Here is a 20,908-nt window from a genome sequence, read left to right as displayed (position 1 = left end):
ACCGGCGAACGGGCCCATGTGGTGGAGAAGGTCAGTGATCTGCGCAATAGGGGAACTCAAACGACGAACAGGCCATTACCGTAGCGGGCATGCCGCAAGCAGGACTTGCCTGGCAGACACTGCACGATGCCGGCGCACTCGCACTGGTCGACACCGCGTCCCACCGGGCCGCCGCCGTCGCGCGACCGTGCACGCCCGAGCTGGGCATCACCGACATCGTGGAAGCCGAACGCCTAGTCCAGGCCTGGGCGGAGACATCCACACGAGGAGAGGCCGAGGAGGCACTGGCGGGACGGCTCACAGCCGACCCCGCGAGGCTCCTGCGGTCACTGAGCTGGCTGCTCGCGATGTGGGCGGTGACGCTGCATCTGCGAACCGGTGAACAGCCACACGCGGTCATCCGATCGTTGACCTACCGCGGGGTCTGGCGCAGCGCCGAGGCACCTCAATGCGAGGGCGTCTGGGAATCGCTCAGCCAACGGGTCCGCATCGGCGCGCTGGCCGCGCTGACCGGGGACTCCGACGCCGCGAACGCGTTCCGGCTGGCGATCTGCCAGCCGTCCGGAATCGCTGAAGTGCTGCTGTACCACGCACTGTCGGTCATGGCCGACCTCGCCCGCAACATGCATGCCATCGGTGTCGACCCGACCGATCTGGCCCGCACCCTCGCCGCGTACACCACCGAGCCGGCCGCCATCCAGCCGGCGTCCTTCCGCCCGCTGAGCTGACCCGGCCCACAGACAGGACCCCCGGCCGCCGGGATGTGATCGGCGTGGGCGACTCAGACACCGTGCCGGCGCCATGGGACAGTTGGATGTCCGGTGTGGCGGCGACTGGGAGTGGCGAGTGACCGTGGGAATACGGACGGAGGTGCCCGTCACGTCTGTACCCGGGCGTCGCCTGCGCGCACTGGAGATCGTCGAGGCGGCGGTTCTCGTCGACCTGGTGATCGCGATCTGCCTGGTGGCGCGTTTCCTTCCACTCGGCTGGTTGCTCACGATCCCCGCGGCGGTTCCGGCGGCGGTACTGGCTGCACGCTGGCGACTGCGGGCGGGGATCGCCGCGATCTTCGCCGCCATGGCCGTAGCCGTCCTCATCGGCGGCACCGGGTTCGCCATCACCATCACCTCCTGCATGATGACCGGGACGCTGCTGGGCACCGCCCACCGCCGGGGGTGGGGTCTCCTACGCACGGCGGCGGCGGCCGTCGGTGTGCTGTGGGTGCCGGTCGCCCTTGTCATGGACGCGGTGTTCGGCGTTCTCACCGAGCTGCGCACACTGGTCCTCGCCGAGATCGTCAACAGCTGGGACGGCGCCCGGACCAGCATCGGACGGCTCGGAATGGCGCCGGACAACCCCGGGCTGGCGGCCGCTGACTCGGTCGTCCGCTGGGGCGCGACGCACTGGTGGGCACTCCTACCGACCGCGCTGCTGGCGAACACCGCGGTCAACGTGCTCGCCACCGTGCTGGTCACCCGCCCGGTACTGCGTCACCTCGCCGCCGGCGCGCCATCGGCGCGGACCGACCATCCCAACCCCCCGGCGTGGCTCCCCGCCGGACGGCGGTCTGCGCCGGCGCAGCCGGATCCGCACGCCCGTCCGCAACAGCCAGACCGCTGGCAGGCACACTGGCAGGCACACCCGCGGACACAAGCCGATGCGCAGCCCTGTCCGCAGACCCGACCCCTTCCCCTCCAGCTGGAATCGGTGACCTACCGTTATCCCGGCGCGTCACGGGACGCCGTCCACGACGTGTCACTGACCATCTGGCCGGCCGAGTTCGTGGCGATCCTGGGTGCCAACGGATCCGGGAAGTCCACCCTCGCCCGCATCATCGGTGGTTGGAGCCCTACTAGCGGGCGGGTACTGCGGCCCGGTGACTGTGCGCTGGGCCGACCCGGCGGCACATCCATGATCTTCCAGCGGCCGGAGTCACAGGTGCTGGGTGTGCGTGTCCGCGACGACATCGTGTGGGGCCTGGCTGACGGTGGCCGGGCGGTCGATGTCGAGGCGCTGCTGGCGAAGGTCGGGCTCGCCCAGCTCGCCGACCACGAAACCGCGACGTTGTCGGGCGGACAGCTGCAACGGCTGGCGGTCGCCGCCGCACTCGCGCGGGCACCGAGCCTGCTCGTCTCCGACGAGTCCACCGCCATGGTGGACGCTGACGGCCGCCAGCAGCTCACCGAGCTGCTGGCACGCCTTCCCGACGAGGAGGGGGTCGCGGTCGTGCACGTGACCCACCGCCGTACCGAAGCGATGCGGGCACATCGCCGCATCATGCTCGACAGCGGTCGGATGACACCGGCGGACAGCTCGCCACCCGGCCCGCTGCGCTGTGCACCGGTCGATCGGGGCCCCAACCCGCGCCAACCGCGGTTCCCGCCGGGTCCGATCGTGACCGCCGGGGCATCCCCGCTGGTGTGTCTCGACGGTGTCGGACAGGTTTACTCATCCCGATCGCCATGGGCACACCGGGCGCTGACCGACGTATCCTTCCAGCTCGACAGCGGCGAATCGATCATTATCGGTGGTCGTAACGGATCGGGAAAGTCGACCCTGGCGGCCGTCCTCGCCGGTCTGCTCAGTCCGTCGGAAGGCGATGCCCGCATGGCCGGTCGCCCGCTGACCGCCTGCCCCGGCGAGATCGGACTGGCCGTGCAGCACTCCCGCCTTCAGCTGCTGGCGCCCACCGTGGGTGCTGACGTACGCGCCGCGGCCGGGGTGAGCGCCGCCGCCGCCGACGAGGCGCTGGCCGCGGTCGGCCTGGACCCCGTGCTGTTTCGGGACCGGCGGGTGGAGAACCTCTCCGGCGGGCAGATGCGCCGCGCCGCGCTCGCCGGACTCATCGCCCGCCGACCCCGCCTGATGATCCTCGACGAACCACTGGCGGGACTCGACACCCCGTCGAGACACATCCTCGTCAAGGTGCTCGCGGACCTTCGCATCCGCACCGGGCTGACGCTGGTCGTGGTATCCCACGACTTCGAAGGTCTGGCCGAGGTGATAGACCGGATGCTCGTCCTGGACGCCGGACGGGTGGTCCACGACGGCCCGTTCCACGGTGACCGGCCACGGTACGTACCAGCAAGCGACTCTGCGGACACCGCCCGCATCGGTTCCCGCATGCTCCCCCAGCCTCGCAACGCGCCGCTCATCGCTCGTGCGCAGTGTTCGGGGATCATCAGCACCGCGGGTCCCCACGCCGCACCGCTGCCGCTGCCGGATCGGGATCGGGATCGGGATCCGGTCCCCGTGGCCGCATCGCCAGCGCAATCCCCGGCGCCCCCGCAACCGGCGCCCCCGCAACCCGACGTCCCCGTGCCCGCCACGTCCCGAGCGCCGGGTCGGTTCTCCCGGCGGCGTTCGGCCGCGCGTGCCCGCCGGACCGAACCCAACCTCCTGCGCTACATCCCCGGCACCAGCCCGGTACACCGGCTCTGGGCGGGGACAAAATTGATCATGATGGCCGCGCTCGGGATGATCATCGCACTACGACCGTCGTGGCCGGTGATCGGTCTGATCGCGGGATTCGTCGGGGTGTGCATGGTGATCGCCCGGATCCCGCCGGGCGCGGCACCGAGGCTGCCCCGTTGGTTCTGGTACGGCCTCCTGATCGGCGCCGCGCTCACCATGCAGTCACACGAGGCACCGTTCATGGCGGTCGCGGGAGTGCGGTTGTCACTCGGCGGTCTCCTGGAATGGCTGCGGCTGACGTCGGTCTCCATGACCATGTTCGCCACTGCCGCGCTGCTCGGGTGGACAACGCCGCTGTCGGACGTCGCGCCCGCCCTGGACCGGCTGATGGCGCCCCTGCGCCGGCTGCGGCTGCCGGTCGACGAGTGGGTGGCAACGGTGGCGCTGGCCATCCGCTGCCTGCCTCTGCTGGTTGACGAGATCCGTACACTGCTCGCGGTCCGCCGGCTACGCGCGGCCGCGGGGCCGGCCCAGCCGCGCCGGCCGGCGGCGTTGGCGCGCCACGCGCGATGCGCGACCGAGCTGCTGTGCACCGCGATAGTCACGTGCCTACGACGGGCCGCGGAGATGACCGACGCGATCACCGCGCGGGGCGGCTTCGGCGCGGTGTCACACCAGCCTGCCCGGCCCCGACGCGCAGACGCCGCCGCGCTCGCGACCATGGTGGGACTGTTCACAGCCGCCCTACTGATCTGAAACCGGTTGATCTGAAACCGGCTCCAGCTGACCACTGCCGGGCGCGCTAACCGAGAAAACCGTTGAGACTGACTTCACGCGTCTCGGGATCCACGTCCGGCCCTTCGGCGAGCAGATCGGTCAATGGACGGGGGCGGCCGGTGAGGAACCCCTGCGCATAGTCCACTCCAAGATCACGCAGTGCCAGCGCCAGCGGTTCACGATCGACCTTCTCGGCAATGGTGTACATACCGAGGCAGCGCGCGACCCGTACCACGGCGTCCACCAGGACGGTGTCGGCCGGCGACGTGTCCACATGCCGCAGGAAATCACCGTCGATCTTCACATTGGTGAATGGAAGGTTGCGCAGGTAGACGAACGAACCCACGCTCGCGCCGAAGTCATCCAAGGTGAACCGGCATCCCGCGTCGGTGAGGGTCTCGGCAAGATGCCGCGCCGCGTCCAGGCTGGTCACCGCGACGCTCTCGGGGATCTCCAGACCGAGTTGAGATGGATCGACCCGGGCCGCACGCAGCGCCGACAGGACGAACTGACCGAATTCGGGATCCGCGACGGACTGGCCGGAGATGTTCATGTGCAGGCGGAGCCGCTCCCGGCGAGCGGTGGCGGAGGCGAGTGCGGCCACCGCCTGCCCCAGCACCCAGCGGTCCAGGCTCAGCATGAGATCGCTGTCGGCGAGTGCGCCCATGAATTCGGCCGGCGCCAGATCCGGTTGCCGACCGTCACGAAGACGCAACAGAAGCTCGTATCCCTGCACCTGGCGGGATGACAGGTCCACGACGGGCTGCGCGTCCAACGCCATCAGACCCCCGTCAAGGGCGTCGCGTACCCGCTGCACCATCGAGATCCGCCGGGCAACGTGCTCATAGCGCTCCGGGGTGAACAGTCGCGCACAGCCGCGTCCGGCATCCTTGGCTTCGTACAACGCAAGGTGGGCACGAGCCAGTGCCATGTCGCTGTCGGTCGCAGATGACAGCGACACAACGCCGACACTGACGGTGATACGGATCGTCACGCCATCGACGATGATCGTGTGCCGGGCAACCTTCTCGCACAGGGCGTTCGCGACGCCCAGTCCGTCCGGGCCGTTGTCGGACTCCAGAACCACGGCGAACTCGTCGCCGCCGAGCCGCCCGAGAACCGCGCCGGGCAGGGTCTTGGCCAGCAGCTGGGCGAGAGCCCCCATCACCGCGTCGCCGACGGCATGGCCGCGCATGTCGTTGACGTCCTTGAAATTGTCCACGTCGACGAGCAGCAGGGTCCCGGCCTGCGCCGGCGCCTTCGACGCCATCCCGTTCGGCGCCTTCGGCGCCATCCCGTTCGGCGCCATCCCGTTCGACGCGATGGCGACGCCCGTCATGTGCTCGACGGGTTCGATGCCTGCGATGCCTGCGATGCGTTCGGACAGAAGCGCCGTCATCGCCTGGCGGTTGCGCAGTCCGGTGAGCGGATCGTGCGTCGTGAGGTGGGCGAGCTCGCGGCGGACCCGGATCAGCTCGGTGACGTCATGAGCCGTACCCATGATCCGAATCGGCGTACCCGCATGGTCGATGAGGACATCGCCGTGGCATTCGAGCACACACTCGGTAACCCGGTCGGCCAGGTACATGCGGTGGGTGAATTCAAACGGGCTGACCTCGGCGATCGCCCGCTCCAGAACGCCTTCGATCCTCGGGACGTCGTCGGGGTGCATCAGCGACCGGTAGGTGTCGTAATCGAGATAGGTGTCCGTGGGGTAGCCGAACATCGCAAGAAGCTCGTCGGACCACTCCACCTCGTTGGTGACCAGGTCCCACTCCCAGATGCCCGTCCGGGCGATCGTCTCCACATGACGGAGCCACCGTTGGCGCAGCTGCGCGACATCCTCTTCATTGTGACGAGCGGTATTGTCGACAATCTCATAAAGAACATAGCCCCCGGTACCGACCGTCCGGTCCCGGTCCGTGTCACCGGCAGCCAGCGCACGGCAACGGATCTCCAGCCACCGGGTGGTGCCGTCGGGCGCCTGCCACCTGGCCTCGCACGGTTCCCCGTCCGGGATCACGCCCGCCAACGGCAGTCCGGCCTCGGCGACGGCCAGTCGGGCGGCAACCATGTCGTCGAAACCGGCGGTGGCCCGCACGAGTACGCCAAGGCCCGTCGGATCCGGTGTCGCACTCTGCTCATGCACCATCGCACCGCCCGTCACAAGGGCGAACAGGGCCCGGTTAGCCCAAACCACACGGCTGTCGGATGTCACCACCAGTAGCCCGGCGGACACCACGTCAGGCACCAAGCCGACCACGCTCGCGACCAACGCACCTCCTCGCGGATGTCAGCCCCGTGCACATCCCGGCTCATCACGCTACTTCCCGATCGAAGACTGAGTGTAGCGGCAGTCGGGTGAGCACAGAACGTTAGGGCGTGTCCGGTGGATATTCACATGTGCCGGATGCACCGACCGCACGTCGCAACGGGATTATGCGGGCATGCCCACGTCCGTTCGAATCGTTGTGGCACCCAACGCCTTCAAAGGCACGCTGACCGCGAACGAGGCGGCACACGCCATGGCTGACGGGGTCGTTGACACCTACCGGCACGCGGACATCGTCATGCGGCCGGTGGCCGACGGCGGCGACGGAACCGTGGCCGCGGCTCTTGCCGCAGGCTTCACCCGTCATGAGGCCACCGTGGCCGGGCCGCTGGGAACCGCGGTGCGCGCTGCGTTCGCCGTTCGAGCCGACGCCGCGGTGCTGGAGACGGCTGCGGCGTCCGGTCTGCGCCTCGTGCCACCTGGACGGCTCGCGCCGCTGGCAGCGTCCACTGCCGGTACCGGTGAGCTGGTGCGTGCCGCCCTGGACGCCGGAGCCCGACGGCTGCTGCTCGGAGCGGGCGGGAGCGCGACGACCGACGGGGGCGTCGGGATGGCCTCCGCACTGGGTGTCAGATTTCTGGACCGGACCGGCCGGCCCCTGCCGCCGGGTGGCGCCGCCCTACGTGATCTTCACACAGTCGATGTCAGCGGTCGGGATCGGCGACTCGCCCATGCTGAGATCACCGTCGCGGCAGACGTTGACAGCCCGCTGCTCGGGCCGCACGGTGCGGCAGCGGTCTTCGGACCGCAGAAGGGCGCAGGACCAGCCGAGGTCGCAGTCCTCGAAGAGGGGCTGCGCACGCTCGCCAACCGGCTCGACGCGCTGCCGTGGGATGTCGCGGGCCTCCCGGCGAGGGAGGCGAGGGTCACCGCGGGCGCAGGCGCGGCCGGCGGTCTCGGCTTTGGCGCGATGGTCTTTCTCGGTGCACAGATACGGGCGGGCGCCGAGCTGCTCCTCGATCTCGTCGACTTCGACGCGGCCCTGGACGGCGCCCACCTTGTGATCACCGGCGAGGGCGCACTGGACGCGACGACCCTGCGGGGCAAGGCTCCGGCGGTCGTCGCGAGCCGGGCCCGGACGGCCGGTGTGCCGGTCATCGCGGTCTGCGGACGGGTGGACCTCGACCCGGGTCGCTGGCAGGATGCCGGCTTCACCGCCGTCTTCACCGTCCACCCGGTGACCCCAGTCCACCCGGTGACCCCAGTCCACCCGGTGGCCCCCGGCGCCGGCGCCCCCACGACGGTGGGGGTGCCGGCGTTCGCCGGCCGGGCCGAGGCTGCCCGCAGGCTGCGACGTGCGACCGCCGAAGCCCTCCGCAGCATGCTGTCCTGAAACGGTCAGTCGCCCGCTACCGGTCAGTCGTGGATCTGCTGCGAGAGGTAGTGCGCTTCCCCGACCTGGGCGAGCAGCTCGATCTGGGCGTCCAGCCAGTCGATGTGCTCCTCCTCTGAGACGAGGATCCTCTCCAGGAGGACGGCCGAGCCGACATCGTCACGGGATCGGGTCAGGACAATCCCTTCGCGCAGGAGGCCGCATGCCTCGATCTCGTGGGTCCGGTCGGAGTTCAGTTGCTCGACGACGGTCTCACCGACGCGCAACGTGTTCAGCCGCTGGAGATTCGGGAGCCCACCGAGGTAGAGCACCCGGTGCACCAGCGAGTCAGCGTGGCGCATCTCATCGATCGACTCGTCGTAGGTGTGCCTGCCCAGCCGGTCGTAGCCCCAGTTGAGCTGCATCCGCGAGTGCAGGAAGTACTGATTGACGGCTGTCAACTCATTGGTGAGGACGCGATTGAGCAGTTCGACGATTTCCGGGTCGCCCCTCACATGGAACCTCCGCTGCGTCAGACCGACGGGACGACCGGACGGACACGGAGATGATCGGTCAGCAACTCCTCGATCTCGTCGAGGCAGCCGCCGCAGCCGGTACCTGCGGCGCAGACGTCACCCACATCACCCGTGTCGCGCGCGCCCGACTCGATCACGCCGCGCAACGTCCGATCGTTTACAGCAAAACATGAACAGACCAGCACCGCACCTCACCACGCCCATTCAGGAGCTGTTCACCGCGTCACCCAGCGGAGGTTGCGCACAGCTGGGATGACGAAAACGAACGCTCGCTACTTAGCTAAAGCTTCCCTAATAGTGCCCAGACAGGAGAGTCTCACACAGAAAGATCAAAAACAAGCAGGTCGCCGTACCGCCTCGCCGCCACCCAGATCACAGTGCCCGCAACACCACGGCCGCATCCGGCTCGGTCACGCGGAAGCTGAGGCTCTCCTCGACATAGAGGTGGACCGTGTCCATCGTGCGGCCGGCATAACCGACCGACAGGTCCTGACCGGACTCGAGGATGAAATCCCCCCCGCGCAGACTCAGCACGACCGCTCCGCGGATTCCGGGAGCGCGTACCACCGGCCCGTCCAGAATCTGGCGGAGATGGCCGAGCAGCAGATAGCCGCCCTTCTCGACCGTCTCGATGATCGCTGTGTACCCGTCCGGCTCGATGGCCAGACCGTAGGGTCCACCGATGCCGGCCTGCGCCAACAGGGCGACGGCCTTGGCGACGGCGCGGGGGTAGGTGTCGGTGTCAGCTCCGAGCGAGACGGCGGGATGCGCCGACGCCTCCATGATCCCGACCATCCCGGCATCGGGAAACCCGTGGAAGACGATCGCGTTCTCGCTGATCGCGATGGTGCGCACGGCTTCGTCGAGCGCACCGAGATCCACATCGTCGGCGCCCCGGTCGACGTCAGCCAACTCCCGGCATGCCAGCGTGAAGGATGTCCGCAGCTCAACCAGGGGCAGGACCTGCCGTAGCTGGGCAACCACGCCGTCTACCGGCGCCGTGGCAAGGGTCGTGACCCGCCCCAGCGTGGTCGCCGACCGGCCCCAGCCGTGCGGGCCGGAGAAATCGACCAGCTTGCGGGCGGCGAGGTTCGTGGTGAGCCGCGCCCGCGCTTCCCGGTCGATCATCGACCAGGAAGCCTCGGTGAGCGGAGCGTGGTCGCGCAGCAGATGATTCACCCGGTCACGCTCCGCAGACCGCCAATGCCCAACGACCCGTCACCGCGCCCGGGGGCGGCCGGCATCGGACCCTCGACGGGGAGCCGCCGGTCCTGCGTCGGCGCACTGCCGCCGTTGCCTCCCGTCGCCTCGGCCTCCACCGAGAGAATCGGGCCGGAGGTGAACAGGTAGGTCCGGAGCTGGGCGTCGAGGGCCGGATCGTGACGCCGCAGCCATTCCAGGGTCATTGCGGCGTGTTCCTTCTCCTCATCCCGATTGTGAGCGAGGATGCCGGCCAGGCTTGGATCCCCCGCCGCATCCACCCGCTGGTCGTACCAGTCGACCGCTTCGAGTTCCTCCATCAGCGAGACGATCGCCCGGTGTCGGTCGATCGTTGCCGGATGCAGCGTCCCGGGCTGCTCGTGCAGCCCCATGCTCGTGTCAGCCACCCGCTGTAGGTACCACGCAGGTGGAGCACCACGCGTCAGGAAACGCGTGCACGCAGCGAGTCCGCCGGCCACTACGGCATGAGAGGGGAGATCTCCACCCTGCGGTTGGCGGCGCGGCCGGCTTCGGTGTCATTGGTCGCCACCGGATAGTCGGCGGCGAACCCGGCAGCCCGCAGCTGCCCCTGCGGTACTCCGTGACTCGACAGATAGGAGACCGCGGAGTGTGCCCGTGCCAGCGACAAGGCCTCGTTGACCGGCAGGAAACCCTGGGCATCGGTGTGACCAGCCACCAGAACCTTCTGGGTACCGCCGCGCAGCACCGCCGCGATCTGGTCGAGATGGGCACGATCGAGGTCGGTGAGCTCCGAGCTGTCGGTCGCGAAGGCGACCCGACCCGAGGCCAGCGCACCGGCAAGAGGATCGGCCGGGGCGGTGCGATCGACCGCGGCGTCGCCCGCCGCGTCCACTGCCGGGGCGACTGCCGGGGCGGGCTCAGGAGTCACCGATCGTACCGTCAGGCGGTTGTCGAGGGAGATCGCAGGTTCCGCTGTGCGCGCCGCGGCGAGCACAGCGGACCCCAGCCGCGCACGCTCGTCGGCATCGACCACGGTTCCCTCGACAACCACCGTGGAACCGATAATCGTTACCTGATGTGTGCCCGCCACTGCAGTCAGCGAACGGGTCAGGTCCCCCAGGGTCGTCACCGGCGGCGCGGCCACCGTGGGATCAACCGCGACCTGCCCGGTCAACGTGCCGGAACTCGCCGCAGCTGCCGCGCCGAGAAGCCGCTCCCGAGCATCACGGTCAGGCACCGTCGCGGTGACGGTGAGCGATCCGCCGTTGACAGAGATCACCAACGGTTTCGCGGTGGCGCCCGGCCCCGGCCCTGGCCCTGGCCCTGGCCCTGGCCCTGGCCCTGGCACGATCCGAACATCAGGAGCCAGCGTGGCTGACCGCGCGCCGGACATGTGCGCGACGGCCTGGCGGGCCGATTCGGCGGCCGCAAGGCTGGGGAACGTCCCGTGCACGGTCGCATCCCGGCCGTCGAAGGTCACCTCCGCTCCGGTCCGGCCACTGGAGCGGACCGCCGAGGCCGCCCGCCTGGACAGCTCGTCTTCGATCGGCCCACGCCGCAGGCCGAACGCAAGCAGTGCGAGCAGCAGCCAGGCGACGACAAGGGACACCGCGAACACGACGGGACGAGGTCGCCGCACCGCGGCCAGCTGGGCCAAGGACATCGAAGTGGTCTCCGCGCGGAATCTGCTGGGACGCCGTCAGGACGCGCCGCCACGATGCCTTCGGGCGGCCCAACGGACCAGAAAAGTACGACGAACAACCCCGCCGCGGGTCAACTGTCGCACATCGGGACGCCCGTCACATACACCGGGTGGGTCCAGGCCGGGTCCGGTGGATGTTGGTCGATGCGGGCGGGTGCGCCGCGGCCGTACCGACGATCGCGGCCGGCTGGGCCTGCTGCCCGGCACGCTGGGGCCCGGCACGCTGGGGCCCGGCACGCTGGGGCCCGGCACGCTGGTCGACCGGGTCTGCGCGGCCGTCGCGACGCCCGCGCCGGTGCGCCACGCGTGTCACGGCCGCTGTCAACAGGGCTCCGAGCCCGAGCACCACCCACCCGGCGACGACATCGAGCACGTAGTGGTTGGCGGTGGCCATCACCACGAACGCCGTTGTGCCCGGGTAGATGACGGCGAGCGTCCTGACCCAACGGTGGCGGGCGAACCTGGCGACACACCAGCCGCACCACAGAGCCCACGCGCAGTGCAGGGATGGCATGGCCGCGAACTGGTTGGCCAGACCTGCCAGCCTCCGGGGCGCCGCGCTGGAGCCGCCACCCCACCAACCCCAGTCGTGGAACGACGCCATGGTGTCGACGAACCCGGCACCGGGCAGCAGCCGCGGGGGGGCCGTCGGCAGGAGGATGAACCCGACAAGGCTGATCACGGTCGCGCACATGATCGTCCAGCGAGCCCGCAGGTAGTGGCCGGGACGTTTGCGGTAGAGCCACACGAGGACGGCGGGCGTCACGATGAAGTGGAGGGTCGCGTAGTAGTAGCAGCTCGCCACAGCCAGCACGGGGATGCCCTGGAGCCAGTGGTTCAGCCCACGCTCGGCGTTGAGATGGAGGTCCGCCTGGATGCGCACGAGATCCCACCCGACGGCGAGTGCATCCGGCACGGATCCGTCCGCCACCGCGCGAGTAGCCGTGTAGGTGTAGTAGAAACCAATGATCATAGCGGCTTCTACCCACACCACCGGCAGTCCGTCCGACCTGCGACGCAAGCAGATCACCCACGACCTCCCCGGCTTCGACCTGAGCCCCCCGGTGGGCCCGTTTTCGACCTTCTCCTGCCTACCCAGACACCCCATCTTTCGCTCAACGTATTCAGTCGAGTACCTTTGCGTCACCAGCTGCACTACCGACAACGGATCGTTCCCGGGGGTAGCGATGACGCACCCGACAGTCGACGTACCGCCTGATGCGGCACGTCCCATACCTGCCGGCGGAACGCCGGCGACATCGGCACCCCTCCCCCTTCCTGCGACGGGTTTCACCCCTGCGGCCGGTGGCCGCCGCCGGTCGCCGCACGCACCGGCCATCCCGAGGCGACGCGGCGAGGTCCTGGAGGACGCGATCCACACCGCGGTGGTCGAACTGCTCGCCGAACACGGCTACGGCACCGTAACAATGGATCTTGTGGCTGCAAGGGCCCGGGCGGGCAAGGCCACGCTCTACCGCAGGTGGTCCTGCAAGCTCGACCTGGTGATCGACACAGTGTGGCGCCTCGACAACAGCTGCGCCACCGACCCGGACACCGGAAGTTTTCGCGAGGACCAGCTTCTGCTGCTGCATGAATTCGCCAACGTACTTCGCGGACGCCAGGGTGCGGTGACCGCGACCCTTGTCGGCGAGCTCACCCGACATGCCGATCTCGCCGTGGCCCTGCGGACAGTCCTCCTTCACCAGCGCCGGGCAGTCCAGATGGCGATCGCCGAACGAGCCATCAAGCGCGGCGACGTCCGCTATGACGCTCCGTGGCCGCTGGTCAACGAAATAGGACCATCCCTGCTGTTCGGCCGCCACCTCATCTCGGGTGAACCCTTGGACCACAGGTACATAGCCGACGTTGTGGACGGCATAGTCATGCCCCTCGTCGTCATGCCCACCACTGCCGTGCCCGCGGCGGTCAGGCCCACTGTTGTCAGGCCAATCATTGAGACACCTCTCATTGAGAAACCTCTCATTGAGAAACCTCTCATTGAGAAACCTCTCATTGAGAAATCTCGATAACATATCGAACTTACGTTCGAATCATAGCAGATGGCCTGCCGGTGCACCCTCGCCGCTGAACTGCGCCCACATCCGCGCGTACCTACCGTCGGCGCGGATCAACTGGGCATGCGGACCCTGCTCGACGATCCGGCCGGCGTCCATCACCACCACCCGGTCCGCGCGGGCAGCGGTCGTCAGCCGATGGGCCACCACGAGGGTGGTCCGCCGCCGCGCGACCCGGTCGGTCGCCTCGGTGACCGCCGCCTCGCTGGCCAGGTCCAGCGAGGCGGTCGCCTCGTCGAGAAGCAGAATGTCAGGGTCGGCGAACTCGGCCCGGGCGAGCGCGAGCAGCTGGCGCTGCCCGGCGGACAGGCCCCGGCCGCGCTCGCCGACCGGGTGCACATAGCCGCCGGGCAAGGACGCGATCATCGCATGCGCACCGACCGCACGCGCCGCAGCCTCCACCTCGGCGTCGGTGGCGTCCGGTCGGGCATAGGCGATCGTGTCGCGGACCGTCCCGGCGAACAGGAACGGCTCCTGCGGAACGACTCCCAGCCGACGGCGATAGCCGACCAGGTCGAGCCGCGTCACGTCGGTACCGTCGATGCGGACCACACCCCCGGTGGCGTCGTAGAAACGCGCGACCAGCTTGACGACCGTCGATTTGCCGGCTCCGGTCTCGCCCACCAGCGCGACGGTCTCCCCGGCGGCCACCCGAAGGTTCACCCCGTCCAGCGCGGGACGCTCGGCGCCGGTGTACTGGAACCGCACACCGTCCAACTCGATCTCGCCGGCAAACCGACCGACCGGAACCGGATCGGGCCAGGCCGGGGTGGATGTGGGTGTGCGCAGCAGGTCCGACAGCCGGCGCAGACCCACCTTGGCCTGCTGGTAACCGTCGAACACCTGCGACAGCTGCTGGATCGGGGAGAAGAACAGGTCGATGTAGAGCAGGTAGGCGATGAGCCCGCCGGTGGTCAGCGATCCGGACGCGACCAGCCCGGCGCCGGCGCCGAGAACGAGCGCGGCCGCCAGCTCCGAGCAGAACTCCATGAACGGGAAATACATCGCGATGAGGCGCTGCGCCCGAAGCCGTGACTGCCGGTAGCGCTGTGCCAGACCACGGAAGTCAGCCAGGTTGCGCTCCTCGCGGCGGAAGGCCTGCACGACCCGGATGCCGGCGAGGTTCTCCTGCAACGCGGCGTTGACCGCACTGACCCGCTCTCGTGACTCGACGTAGGACGCCGACGCACGTGTCCGGAAGAGCATCGTGATGACGACGCCGACCGGCACCATCGGCAGCACGACCAGGGCCAGCCGGGCGTTGAGGACCACCAGCGCCAACCCGACACCGACGAACGACAGCATGCTGACCACGGCGGTCGTCAGCCCGGTCTGTAGAAACGTCGACAGCGCGTCGACGTCCGTGGTCATCCGGGTCATGATCCGACCTGAGAGCTCGCGCTCGTAGTAGTCCAGGCCGAGCCGTTGCAGCTGGGCGAATGTCTTCACCCGCAGGGTAAACAGCAGACGCTCACCCAACCGTCCGGTCACCTGGGTCTGGAAGACCTGCGCGAGCCAGGCCGTGAGCACCACGGCGAGCGCCACCGTGGACGTAAGGATCAGTACTGCTCCCGCGGTCCGCGATACGCCCGCGTCCACCCCGTGGCGCACCAGGGCCGGCAGGGCGAGACCCGCCCCCGCGTCCACCACCACGAGCAGTAGACCCAGCGCGAGCAGCGCGTGCACTCCGCCCAGCAGATGACGCAACGAGAACGCCGGATCACCGACGGCGGCGTCCGCCGTGCGCACCCCGACCGCCTCGGTGGCCGGTGGCAGCGCCGCGACGCGCGCAAGCAGCTCAGGGGTCGCGGGAAGGTCCCCGGCCGCGCCCCCAACACCGCGTCCCCGGCCGTCGGCGGACCGGGCCGACGACCACGGACCGGGCGCAGCGGGCCGCATGCCACCACCTCGCCCCGGCACCGGGGCCGAGAGGGACATGGCGGGGGGTGCCTGCCGGGGCGCGGGTGCGGTCACCGTCGGCCCGCGAACCTGGCCGTCCACCAGCACCGGGTAGAGCGCGCAACGAGCGGACAGTTCCTCGTCGGTGCCGACGTCGACCAGGCGCCCGGCGTCGAGCACCGCGATGCGATCAGCCAACTGCAGAGTGGATCGACGGTGGGCGATCAGCAGCGTCGTCCTGCCACCCATGATCTCTCGCAACGCGGCATGGATCTCGGCCTCGACCCGGACGTCAACCGCGGACGTCGCGTCGTCCAGGACCAGGATGGGCGCGTCGGTCAGCAGGGCGCGAGCCAGCGCGATCCGCTGACGCTGCCCGCCGGAGAGGGTGAGCCCCTGCTCACCGACGACCGTGTCGTAGCCGTCCGGGAGATCGCGGATGAAGCCGTCCGCCCGGGCTGCCCGGGCCGCGGCCACAACCGAGGCGTCAGTCGCGTCCGGACGTCCGTAGCTGATGTTGGCACGAACCGAGTCGGAGAACAGAAAACTGTCCTCGAGCACCATCGCGAGCTGCGCCCGCAACGATGACAGGGTCAGCGCCCGGACGTCGTGGCCGTCCAGGCGCACCGTGCCGGTGTCCGGGTCGTAGCTACGGGACAGCAACGCTGCCACCGTCGACTTGCCCGACCCGGACGCGCCGACCAGCGCGAGGGTCTCACCCGGTTCGACCCGCAGGCTCACCCCGTCGAGCACCGGGCGGTCCCGGCGGTAGCCGAATGTGACATCCTGGCGGTAGCCGAAGGTGACATTCTGGCGGTAGCCGAAGGTGACATTGTCGAACTCGATGCTTCCCCGGGCCCGAGCGAGCCGGTGGGCGTCAGGCCGTTCGGTGATGACGGGGTGGGTGTCGATGACCTCGAAAACACGGATCGCACTGGCTCGGGCCTGCTGGCCGACGGTCAGCAGGCCGGCCAGCATCCGGGTCGGTGCGACCAGCTCGCCGAGATAGGTGCTGAACGCCAGGAAGGTACCGAGGCTGATACTGCCCCGCAATGCCAGCCAGCCGCCCAGCGCCAGCACTCCGACCTGCCCGAGGGCCGGCATCGCCGCCAGCGCGCTGGTGTACCGGCTGGTGAAGCGGACCGCGCGCATCCGCAGCGAGAACAGGGTGCGGGCGGCCGCGGCCAGCCTGGCCAGCTCCCGATCCTCCTGCCCGAAACCCTTGACCACCCGCACACCCGCGGTGTTCTCCTCCACCACTGCGGCGACCTCGCCGGCCTGCTGCTGGGCCACCCAGGTCGCCGGAAAGACGGTCCTCCTGGCCCGCAGCCCGATGATCGTAACCAGCGGGCCGATGGCGAGCGCGAGCAGTGTCAGCAGCGGGGAGAGCGTCAACATGATCATAATGGCGAGCACGAAAAGAAGGAGATTCCCGCTCATCAGCGGCAGGAAGGCCAGCAGGCCCTGGACGACCGTGACATCCGAGCTGGACCGGCTGACGATCTGGCCGGTCCGCAGCCCGTCCTGGCGGACGCCGTCCAGGCGCGCGAGCGCGGCGAATACCGCATCCCGCAGGTCGTACTGAACGTCGAGGGCCAGGCGTCCGCCGACATAGCGACGGACGAACCCGGCGGCAAACCGCAGCACCCCGGCTGCGACCAGTGCGAGCACGTAGGGCGCGAGCGGTTGCCGGCGCGCCACCACCACATTGTCGATCACCGCGCGTTCGATCAACGGCGTGACCGCGGCGATGGCGGTACCGAACACGGCAGCGCCGAACGCCAGGACGACGTTGCGCCGGTACCGCAGGACGTGCCCGGTCAACCGGCGCAGCCAGCCTTGGCGGGACACCGGCGCGCCGGGTGACCCCGACGGTGGCGTGCCGCCGGGATCGGAGCGGTTGCTGTTCGCGCGGACCTCCCGGGATGAGCGGTCTGGACAACCGTCCTCAACCACCCCAGGAGATCATCGCGTCCCGGTTACCCGCGGTGTCACCGATGCATCATCGGCGGGGTGCCACCACCGGTGACATCGACGGGCGTCAGGAGCGGGCCGTCGCCGGGCTTGTCCCTACGCCGACGGCATGATCTGCCTGCGCCGGCCCGACACTCGCGGTGTTGGCCAGTGGCAGGGCGCTGCCCGCGCTCCACCGCTCCCAGGAGATCGACCACTCATTGCCCAACTGCGACGTGTCCGGTGGGCGACCGGAGTTCCGCACGTCGACGATGTCACCCAACCGGCTGAATCGATAGAACCACTCGGCGTCCGCCGGGGAGGCGTTGATGCAGCCGTGCGAGACGTTGTCCTCCCCCTGGGACGCCACCGACCACGGCGCCGAGTGCACATACTCGCCACCACTGGTGAACTGCACGTTCCACTGCACGGTCTCGTAGTAGTAGTCCGGATTCCCCTTGGGAATTCCGACGGTCGCGGAATCCATAATCACCGTCGCCGCAGTGCCGATGACATTGTGTGGACCGTTCATGGTCGGCAGCGTCGGCCGGCCGAGACTCACCGGAAGACTCCGTTGCAGGACGCCGTCCCGGTACACCTTCATGGTGTGGGTCGCCGCGTCGACATAGCTGACCTGAGCCGGCCCGATGATGAAATCCATGGCCCGGTCCTTCACTCCGAAACGGTTGCCACCGGCATCGAAGCCGGCGAGGTTCGCCTCGACGTGAACGCGGGTGCCCGCCTTCCAGTACTGCTGCGGACGCCAGCGCACTACCGTGTTCGACGCCCAGTTCCAGGCACCGTTGACCGGTGGATTCGCCGTGACCATGAGACGCCGCTGCACGGCGGCACGGTCTGCGACCGGCGCGCTGAACGTCAGTGTGATCGGCATACCTATCCCGACGGTCTGACCGTCAGCCGGCCCCCAGGAGACCTTGAGGGAATTCGCCGGATTCACCGTGGTGAAAATCGCGCCGGCGGCCGTTGTGCCCGATATACCCGGGGCGGCGGAGGTCTGCACGGTCACCTGGTACCGGGTGTCGGCGAACAGCCCGTCAGTGGACGTCCAGGTCATGGCGTCCGCGGACAGCTGCCCCCGCAGAACTCCCGCGGCGGTGTCCTGGGACTTGCTGGCGGCCCGGATCGCGGTCACTGACTGTAGTGGAGCATTGCTGTGTACAACGACGGTGCTGGTGACCGGCACGCCCCCGGCGCCGTCGACGGGAGTAATGGTGACCCGCGGTGCCTGCGCGGTCGGCACCGCCGGTGCCGGCCCGCCGGTCGCCGGCTTGTCGACAGCCCGAGGAGTACACGACAGGACGGCGGTCCCGACGAATACCGTCGCGATGACGGTCGACAGCAGCGGTCCGCGTGGTCCGAATACGCGCGATACCGAGTGCGGCCACATCATCGACCGGCACCTCTTGAGTGACGTCCCCTCATTCACAGCCGGACCGTACCCAGCCATACCGACAAACGACCTGTCGATCATTAAAATGGCCGGTGTCAATCGGACGACCACAACCAATCGTCGAACACTTGAATACAGAGAGTAGTCTTATGTGGCTGTGATCCATGGCCCCTCCCCTGTCGTCCCGTCCGACGCGTGAGGACTCCCAAAAGTTGCGTCCGGCCGGCCTCCAAAGGCCTGCCCGCCGCGGGGTTCCCCGAATCAACGACACGGACCGGTCACCCGGATCGGAGTAGCGGTGGCATCACCCAAAGTCCGGGCGCGCCCGTTCCACCACGGACGCCCGGTACTACCGGTACTACCGGTACCGCCGCCCGGTACCAGACGCGCGGCAGGAAGCCGCGGGCGCAGACCACCCGGCAATCTTCCGGTTCACTTTCCGACGTCCCCAGCCGCCCCGGGCACCGACGGCGCGGTCTGTTGGCCCGACCTGGAGGTGCGATGGCAATCATTCTCGGCGACAACCAGTATGGAAAGGCCGAAGTCAGACTCGTCCATATCGACCGTTCGACCCGGGCCCACCGGATCAGGGACATCGACGTCTCATCGGTGCTACGGGGCGACTTCGCCGGCGCGTACCTCGACGGGGACAACAGCCACGTGCTGCCCACCGACACGCAGAAGAACACCGTCTATGCCTTCGCGCGCGACGGTGGTGTCGGCGAGATCGAGGAATTCGGCCTGCGGCTCGCCCGGCATTTCGTCGGATCCAGTGAATGGACCACGGGCGCCCGGATGGAAATCGTTGAATATGGCTGGCAGCGGATCGACGTTGCCGGCCATCCAGATGATCACGCTTTCTTGCGAGCCGGTGGTGAATACCGGTCGACAGTGGTCACCGTCGACCACGACATGGCCTATGTCATAGCCGGAATCGGCGGCCTGATCCTGCTCAAGTCAACCGGATCGGAATTTCGCGGATTCCCTCGGGACACGTACACGACGCTGCCCGAAGCGGACGACCGGGTCCTCGCCACCGAGGTCACCGCCCGATGGCGGTACACCAGCGCCGACGTCGAGTACGGGCGGCTGTTCACGGGCATCCGGGCGGTACTCCTGCAGACGTTTGCAAAGGTGCACAGTCTCGCGCTGCAACAAACCCTGTACGCCATGGGTCGGGAGGTGCTCGCCGCTCATCCGGAGGTTGCCGAGATCCGCATGTCGATGCCGAACAGGCACCACTTCCTGGTTGATCTCACGCCCTTCGGGCTGGACAACCCCGACATCGTTTACCAGCCGGCCGACCGGCCGTATGGAAAGATCGAGGGGAGCGTGCAGCGCGACGACGCACCCGCACCCGGGCCGGCCTGGCTGGCGGTCCCGGGCTTCTGCTGATCGGTCGGCCGAAGGCGGCGCGATCATTGTCGTTCCGCGCCGCCGGCGGCCCCGGGTTTCTGCTGATCAGCTGGTCGAAGGCGGCGCGATCATCGATCCCGGCGCGCCGCCGGCGGCCAATCGGACGACGTCCCCGGCGGTGACCGCCAGGCGCCGCGCCGCGCTCCCCCTGTTCACCGCGAGCGCCACGAGGCCGGCGGAGTCAACGTAGACGACGATCTCGCCCGGATCCACCGAGGCAAAGGTGAGCCCGAACAGGCCGATGGCCACCGACCGGTCCGCAGTGATCTCGATGGTACGGCCGGGGGCAACCCAGGCCGAGGGGAGCACGTCCGCGGCGCCGGCCAGTTGGACGTTGCCGAAGGTGTCGACCGTGAGGACTTCGATCTCGACTGCGGTGGGAGACGCCGCACCGGCGGTGGCCGGCCGGGCGGGCCGCACGACCGGCGGTGGGAGCCGAGCGAGCCCAGCTGGGTCCACCGGTATGCCGAGGCCGGCCAAGTCCTGGCCGGCCACGAGTGCGGCGGCTGCGGGCGCGAACACATCACGCCCGTGGAACGTCGCCGACACCTCGGCGGGTACCGCCAACGCCACCGCGGACCGCACGCCCCCGAGCGCGTCGGCCGCGGGCGGCAGCAGGCCGTTGTCGGGGCCGACGAGAAATCCCCGTGGGGTGGCCACCGCGAGCGCACGCCGCGAGGTGCCCACCCCCGGGTCGACAACCGCAAGGTGCACCGCGGGTGGCAGATGCCCGACCGTCTGGGCGAGTACGACCGATCCCCGCCGCACGTCACCTGCTGGTATCAAATGAGTGATGTCGATGATGTGAACGCCGGGCGTCCGACACAGCAACATCCCATGGCAGGACGCTACGAACCCGTCGACAAGTCCGTAGTCGGACAGAAAACTCACACACGATA

The 20,908-nt window shown here is 69.0% G+C and carries 15 protein-coding genes; 5 read left to right on the top strand and 10 right to left on the bottom strand.

Going from position 1 to position 20,908, the window contains the following annotated elements; genetic code table 11:
• The first annotated feature begins 89 nt into the window (after positions 1–89).
• Positions 90–728: a hypothetical protein gene (locus tag U9983_RS01270; RefSeq protein WP_322752258.1), complete on the top strand. Its 639-nt coding sequence runs from the start codon at positions 90–92 to the stop codon at positions 726–728.
• A 142-nt stretch (positions 729–870) separates the two neighbouring features.
• A complete protein-coding gene (locus tag U9983_RS01265; RefSeq protein ID WP_322752257.1) occupies positions 871–4,170 on the top strand; it encodes a DUF2232 domain-containing protein in 3,300 nt (1,099 codons plus the stop codon).
• Between the two features lie 46 nt (positions 4,171–4,216).
• Here the strand turns inward: U9983_RS01265 and U9983_RS01260 are convergent, their stop codons facing one another.
• On the bottom strand, positions 4,217–6,466 hold the full coding sequence (locus tag U9983_RS01260) for a putative bifunctional diguanylate cyclase/phosphodiesterase (protein ID WP_322752256.1): 2,250 nt from the start codon (positions 6,464–6,466) through the stop codon (positions 4,217–4,219).
• Positions 6,467–6,638: 172 nt separating this feature from the next.
• On the opposite strand from U9983_RS01260, the gene U9983_RS01255 reads away from it, so the two are divergent.
• Positions 6,639–7,856, top strand: coding sequence for a glycerate kinase (locus tag U9983_RS01255; RefSeq protein ID WP_322752255.1), 1,218 nt, complete (start codon positions 6,639–6,641; stop codon positions 7,854–7,856).
• Positions 7,857–7,879: 23 nt separating this feature from the next.
• On the opposite strand, the gene bfr is transcribed toward U9983_RS01255, so the two are convergent.
• The 6 genes from bfr to U9983_RS01225 form a co-directional block, all read right to left on the bottom strand.
• Positions 7,880–8,350 carry a bacterioferritin gene (gene bfr / locus U9983_RS01250; RefSeq protein WP_322752254.1) on the bottom strand — a complete coding sequence of 157 codons (471 nt, stop codon included), beginning with the start codon at positions 8,348–8,350 and terminating at the stop codon, positions 7,880–7,882.
• Between the two features lie 17 nt (positions 8,351–8,367).
• Complete coding sequence (locus U9983_RS01245) at positions 8,368–8,556, bottom strand: (2Fe-2S)-binding protein (RefSeq protein ID WP_322752253.1); 189 nt, start codon at positions 8,554–8,556, stop codon at positions 8,368–8,370.
• 187 nt (positions 8,557–8,743) lie between these two features.
• On the bottom strand, positions 8,744–9,550 hold the full coding sequence (locus tag U9983_RS01240; RefSeq protein ID WP_322752252.1) for a family 1 encapsulin nanocompartment shell protein: 807 nt from the start codon (positions 9,548–9,550) through the stop codon (positions 8,744–8,746).
• Positions 9,547–9,978: a ferritin-like domain-containing protein gene (locus U9983_RS01235; protein WP_322752251.1), complete on the bottom strand. Its 432-nt coding sequence runs from the start codon at positions 9,976–9,978 to the stop codon at positions 9,547–9,549. The genes U9983_RS01240 and U9983_RS01235 overlap by 4 nt, the downstream gene beginning before the upstream one ends.
• Before the next feature lie 71 nt (positions 9,979–10,049).
• Entirely contained in the window at positions 10,050–11,216 is a 1,167-nt protein-coding gene (locus U9983_RS01230; RefSeq protein ID WP_322752250.1) for an OmpA family protein, read from the bottom strand.
• A gap of 136 nt (positions 11,217–11,352) precedes the next feature.
• Positions 11,353–12,249: a phosphatase PAP2 family protein gene (locus tag U9983_RS01225; protein WP_322752249.1), complete on the bottom strand. Its 897-nt coding sequence runs from the start codon at positions 12,247–12,249 to the stop codon at positions 11,353–11,355.
• A 193-nt stretch (positions 12,250–12,442) separates the two neighbouring features.
• Between U9983_RS01225 and U9983_RS01220 the strand changes: the two genes are divergently transcribed.
• Entirely contained in the window at positions 12,443–13,285 is an 843-nt protein-coding gene (locus tag U9983_RS01220) for a TetR/AcrR family transcriptional regulator (RefSeq protein WP_322752248.1), read from the top strand.
• A 21-nt stretch (positions 13,286–13,306) separates the two neighbouring features.
• On the opposite strand, the gene U9983_RS01215 is transcribed toward U9983_RS01220, so the two are convergent.
• Positions 13,307–17,080, bottom strand: a complete 3,774-nt coding sequence (locus U9983_RS01215; RefSeq protein WP_416211242.1) for an ABC transporter ATP-binding protein — start codon at positions 17,078–17,080, stop codon at positions 13,307–13,309.
• Positions 17,081–17,270: 190 nt separating this feature from the next.
• On the bottom strand, positions 17,271–18,593 hold the full coding sequence (locus tag U9983_RS01210; protein ID WP_322752246.1) for a L,D-transpeptidase: 1,323 nt from the start codon (positions 18,591–18,593) through the stop codon (positions 17,271–17,273).
• Positions 18,594–19,094: 501 nt separating this feature from the next.
• Between U9983_RS01210 and pucL the strand changes: the two genes are divergently transcribed.
• A complete protein-coding gene (gene pucL, locus U9983_RS01205; RefSeq protein ID WP_322748659.1) occupies positions 19,095–19,988 on the top strand; it encodes a factor-independent urate hydroxylase in 894 nt (297 codons plus the stop codon).
• A gap of 66 nt (positions 19,989–20,054) precedes the next feature.
• Here the strand turns inward: pucL and U9983_RS01200 are convergent.
• Positions 20,055–20,908, bottom strand: an 854-nt coding sequence (locus tag U9983_RS01200; RefSeq protein WP_322752245.1) for an SAM-dependent chlorinase/fluorinase, incomplete at its 5' end; no start/stop codon positions are given.

The organism is Protofrankia sp. Cas3 (assembly GCF_963555955.1).
Lineage (GTDB): Bacteria > Actinomycetota > Actinomycetes > Frankiales > Frankiaceae > Protofrankia.
This window is presented reverse-complemented; position numbering and strand designations above follow the sequence as displayed.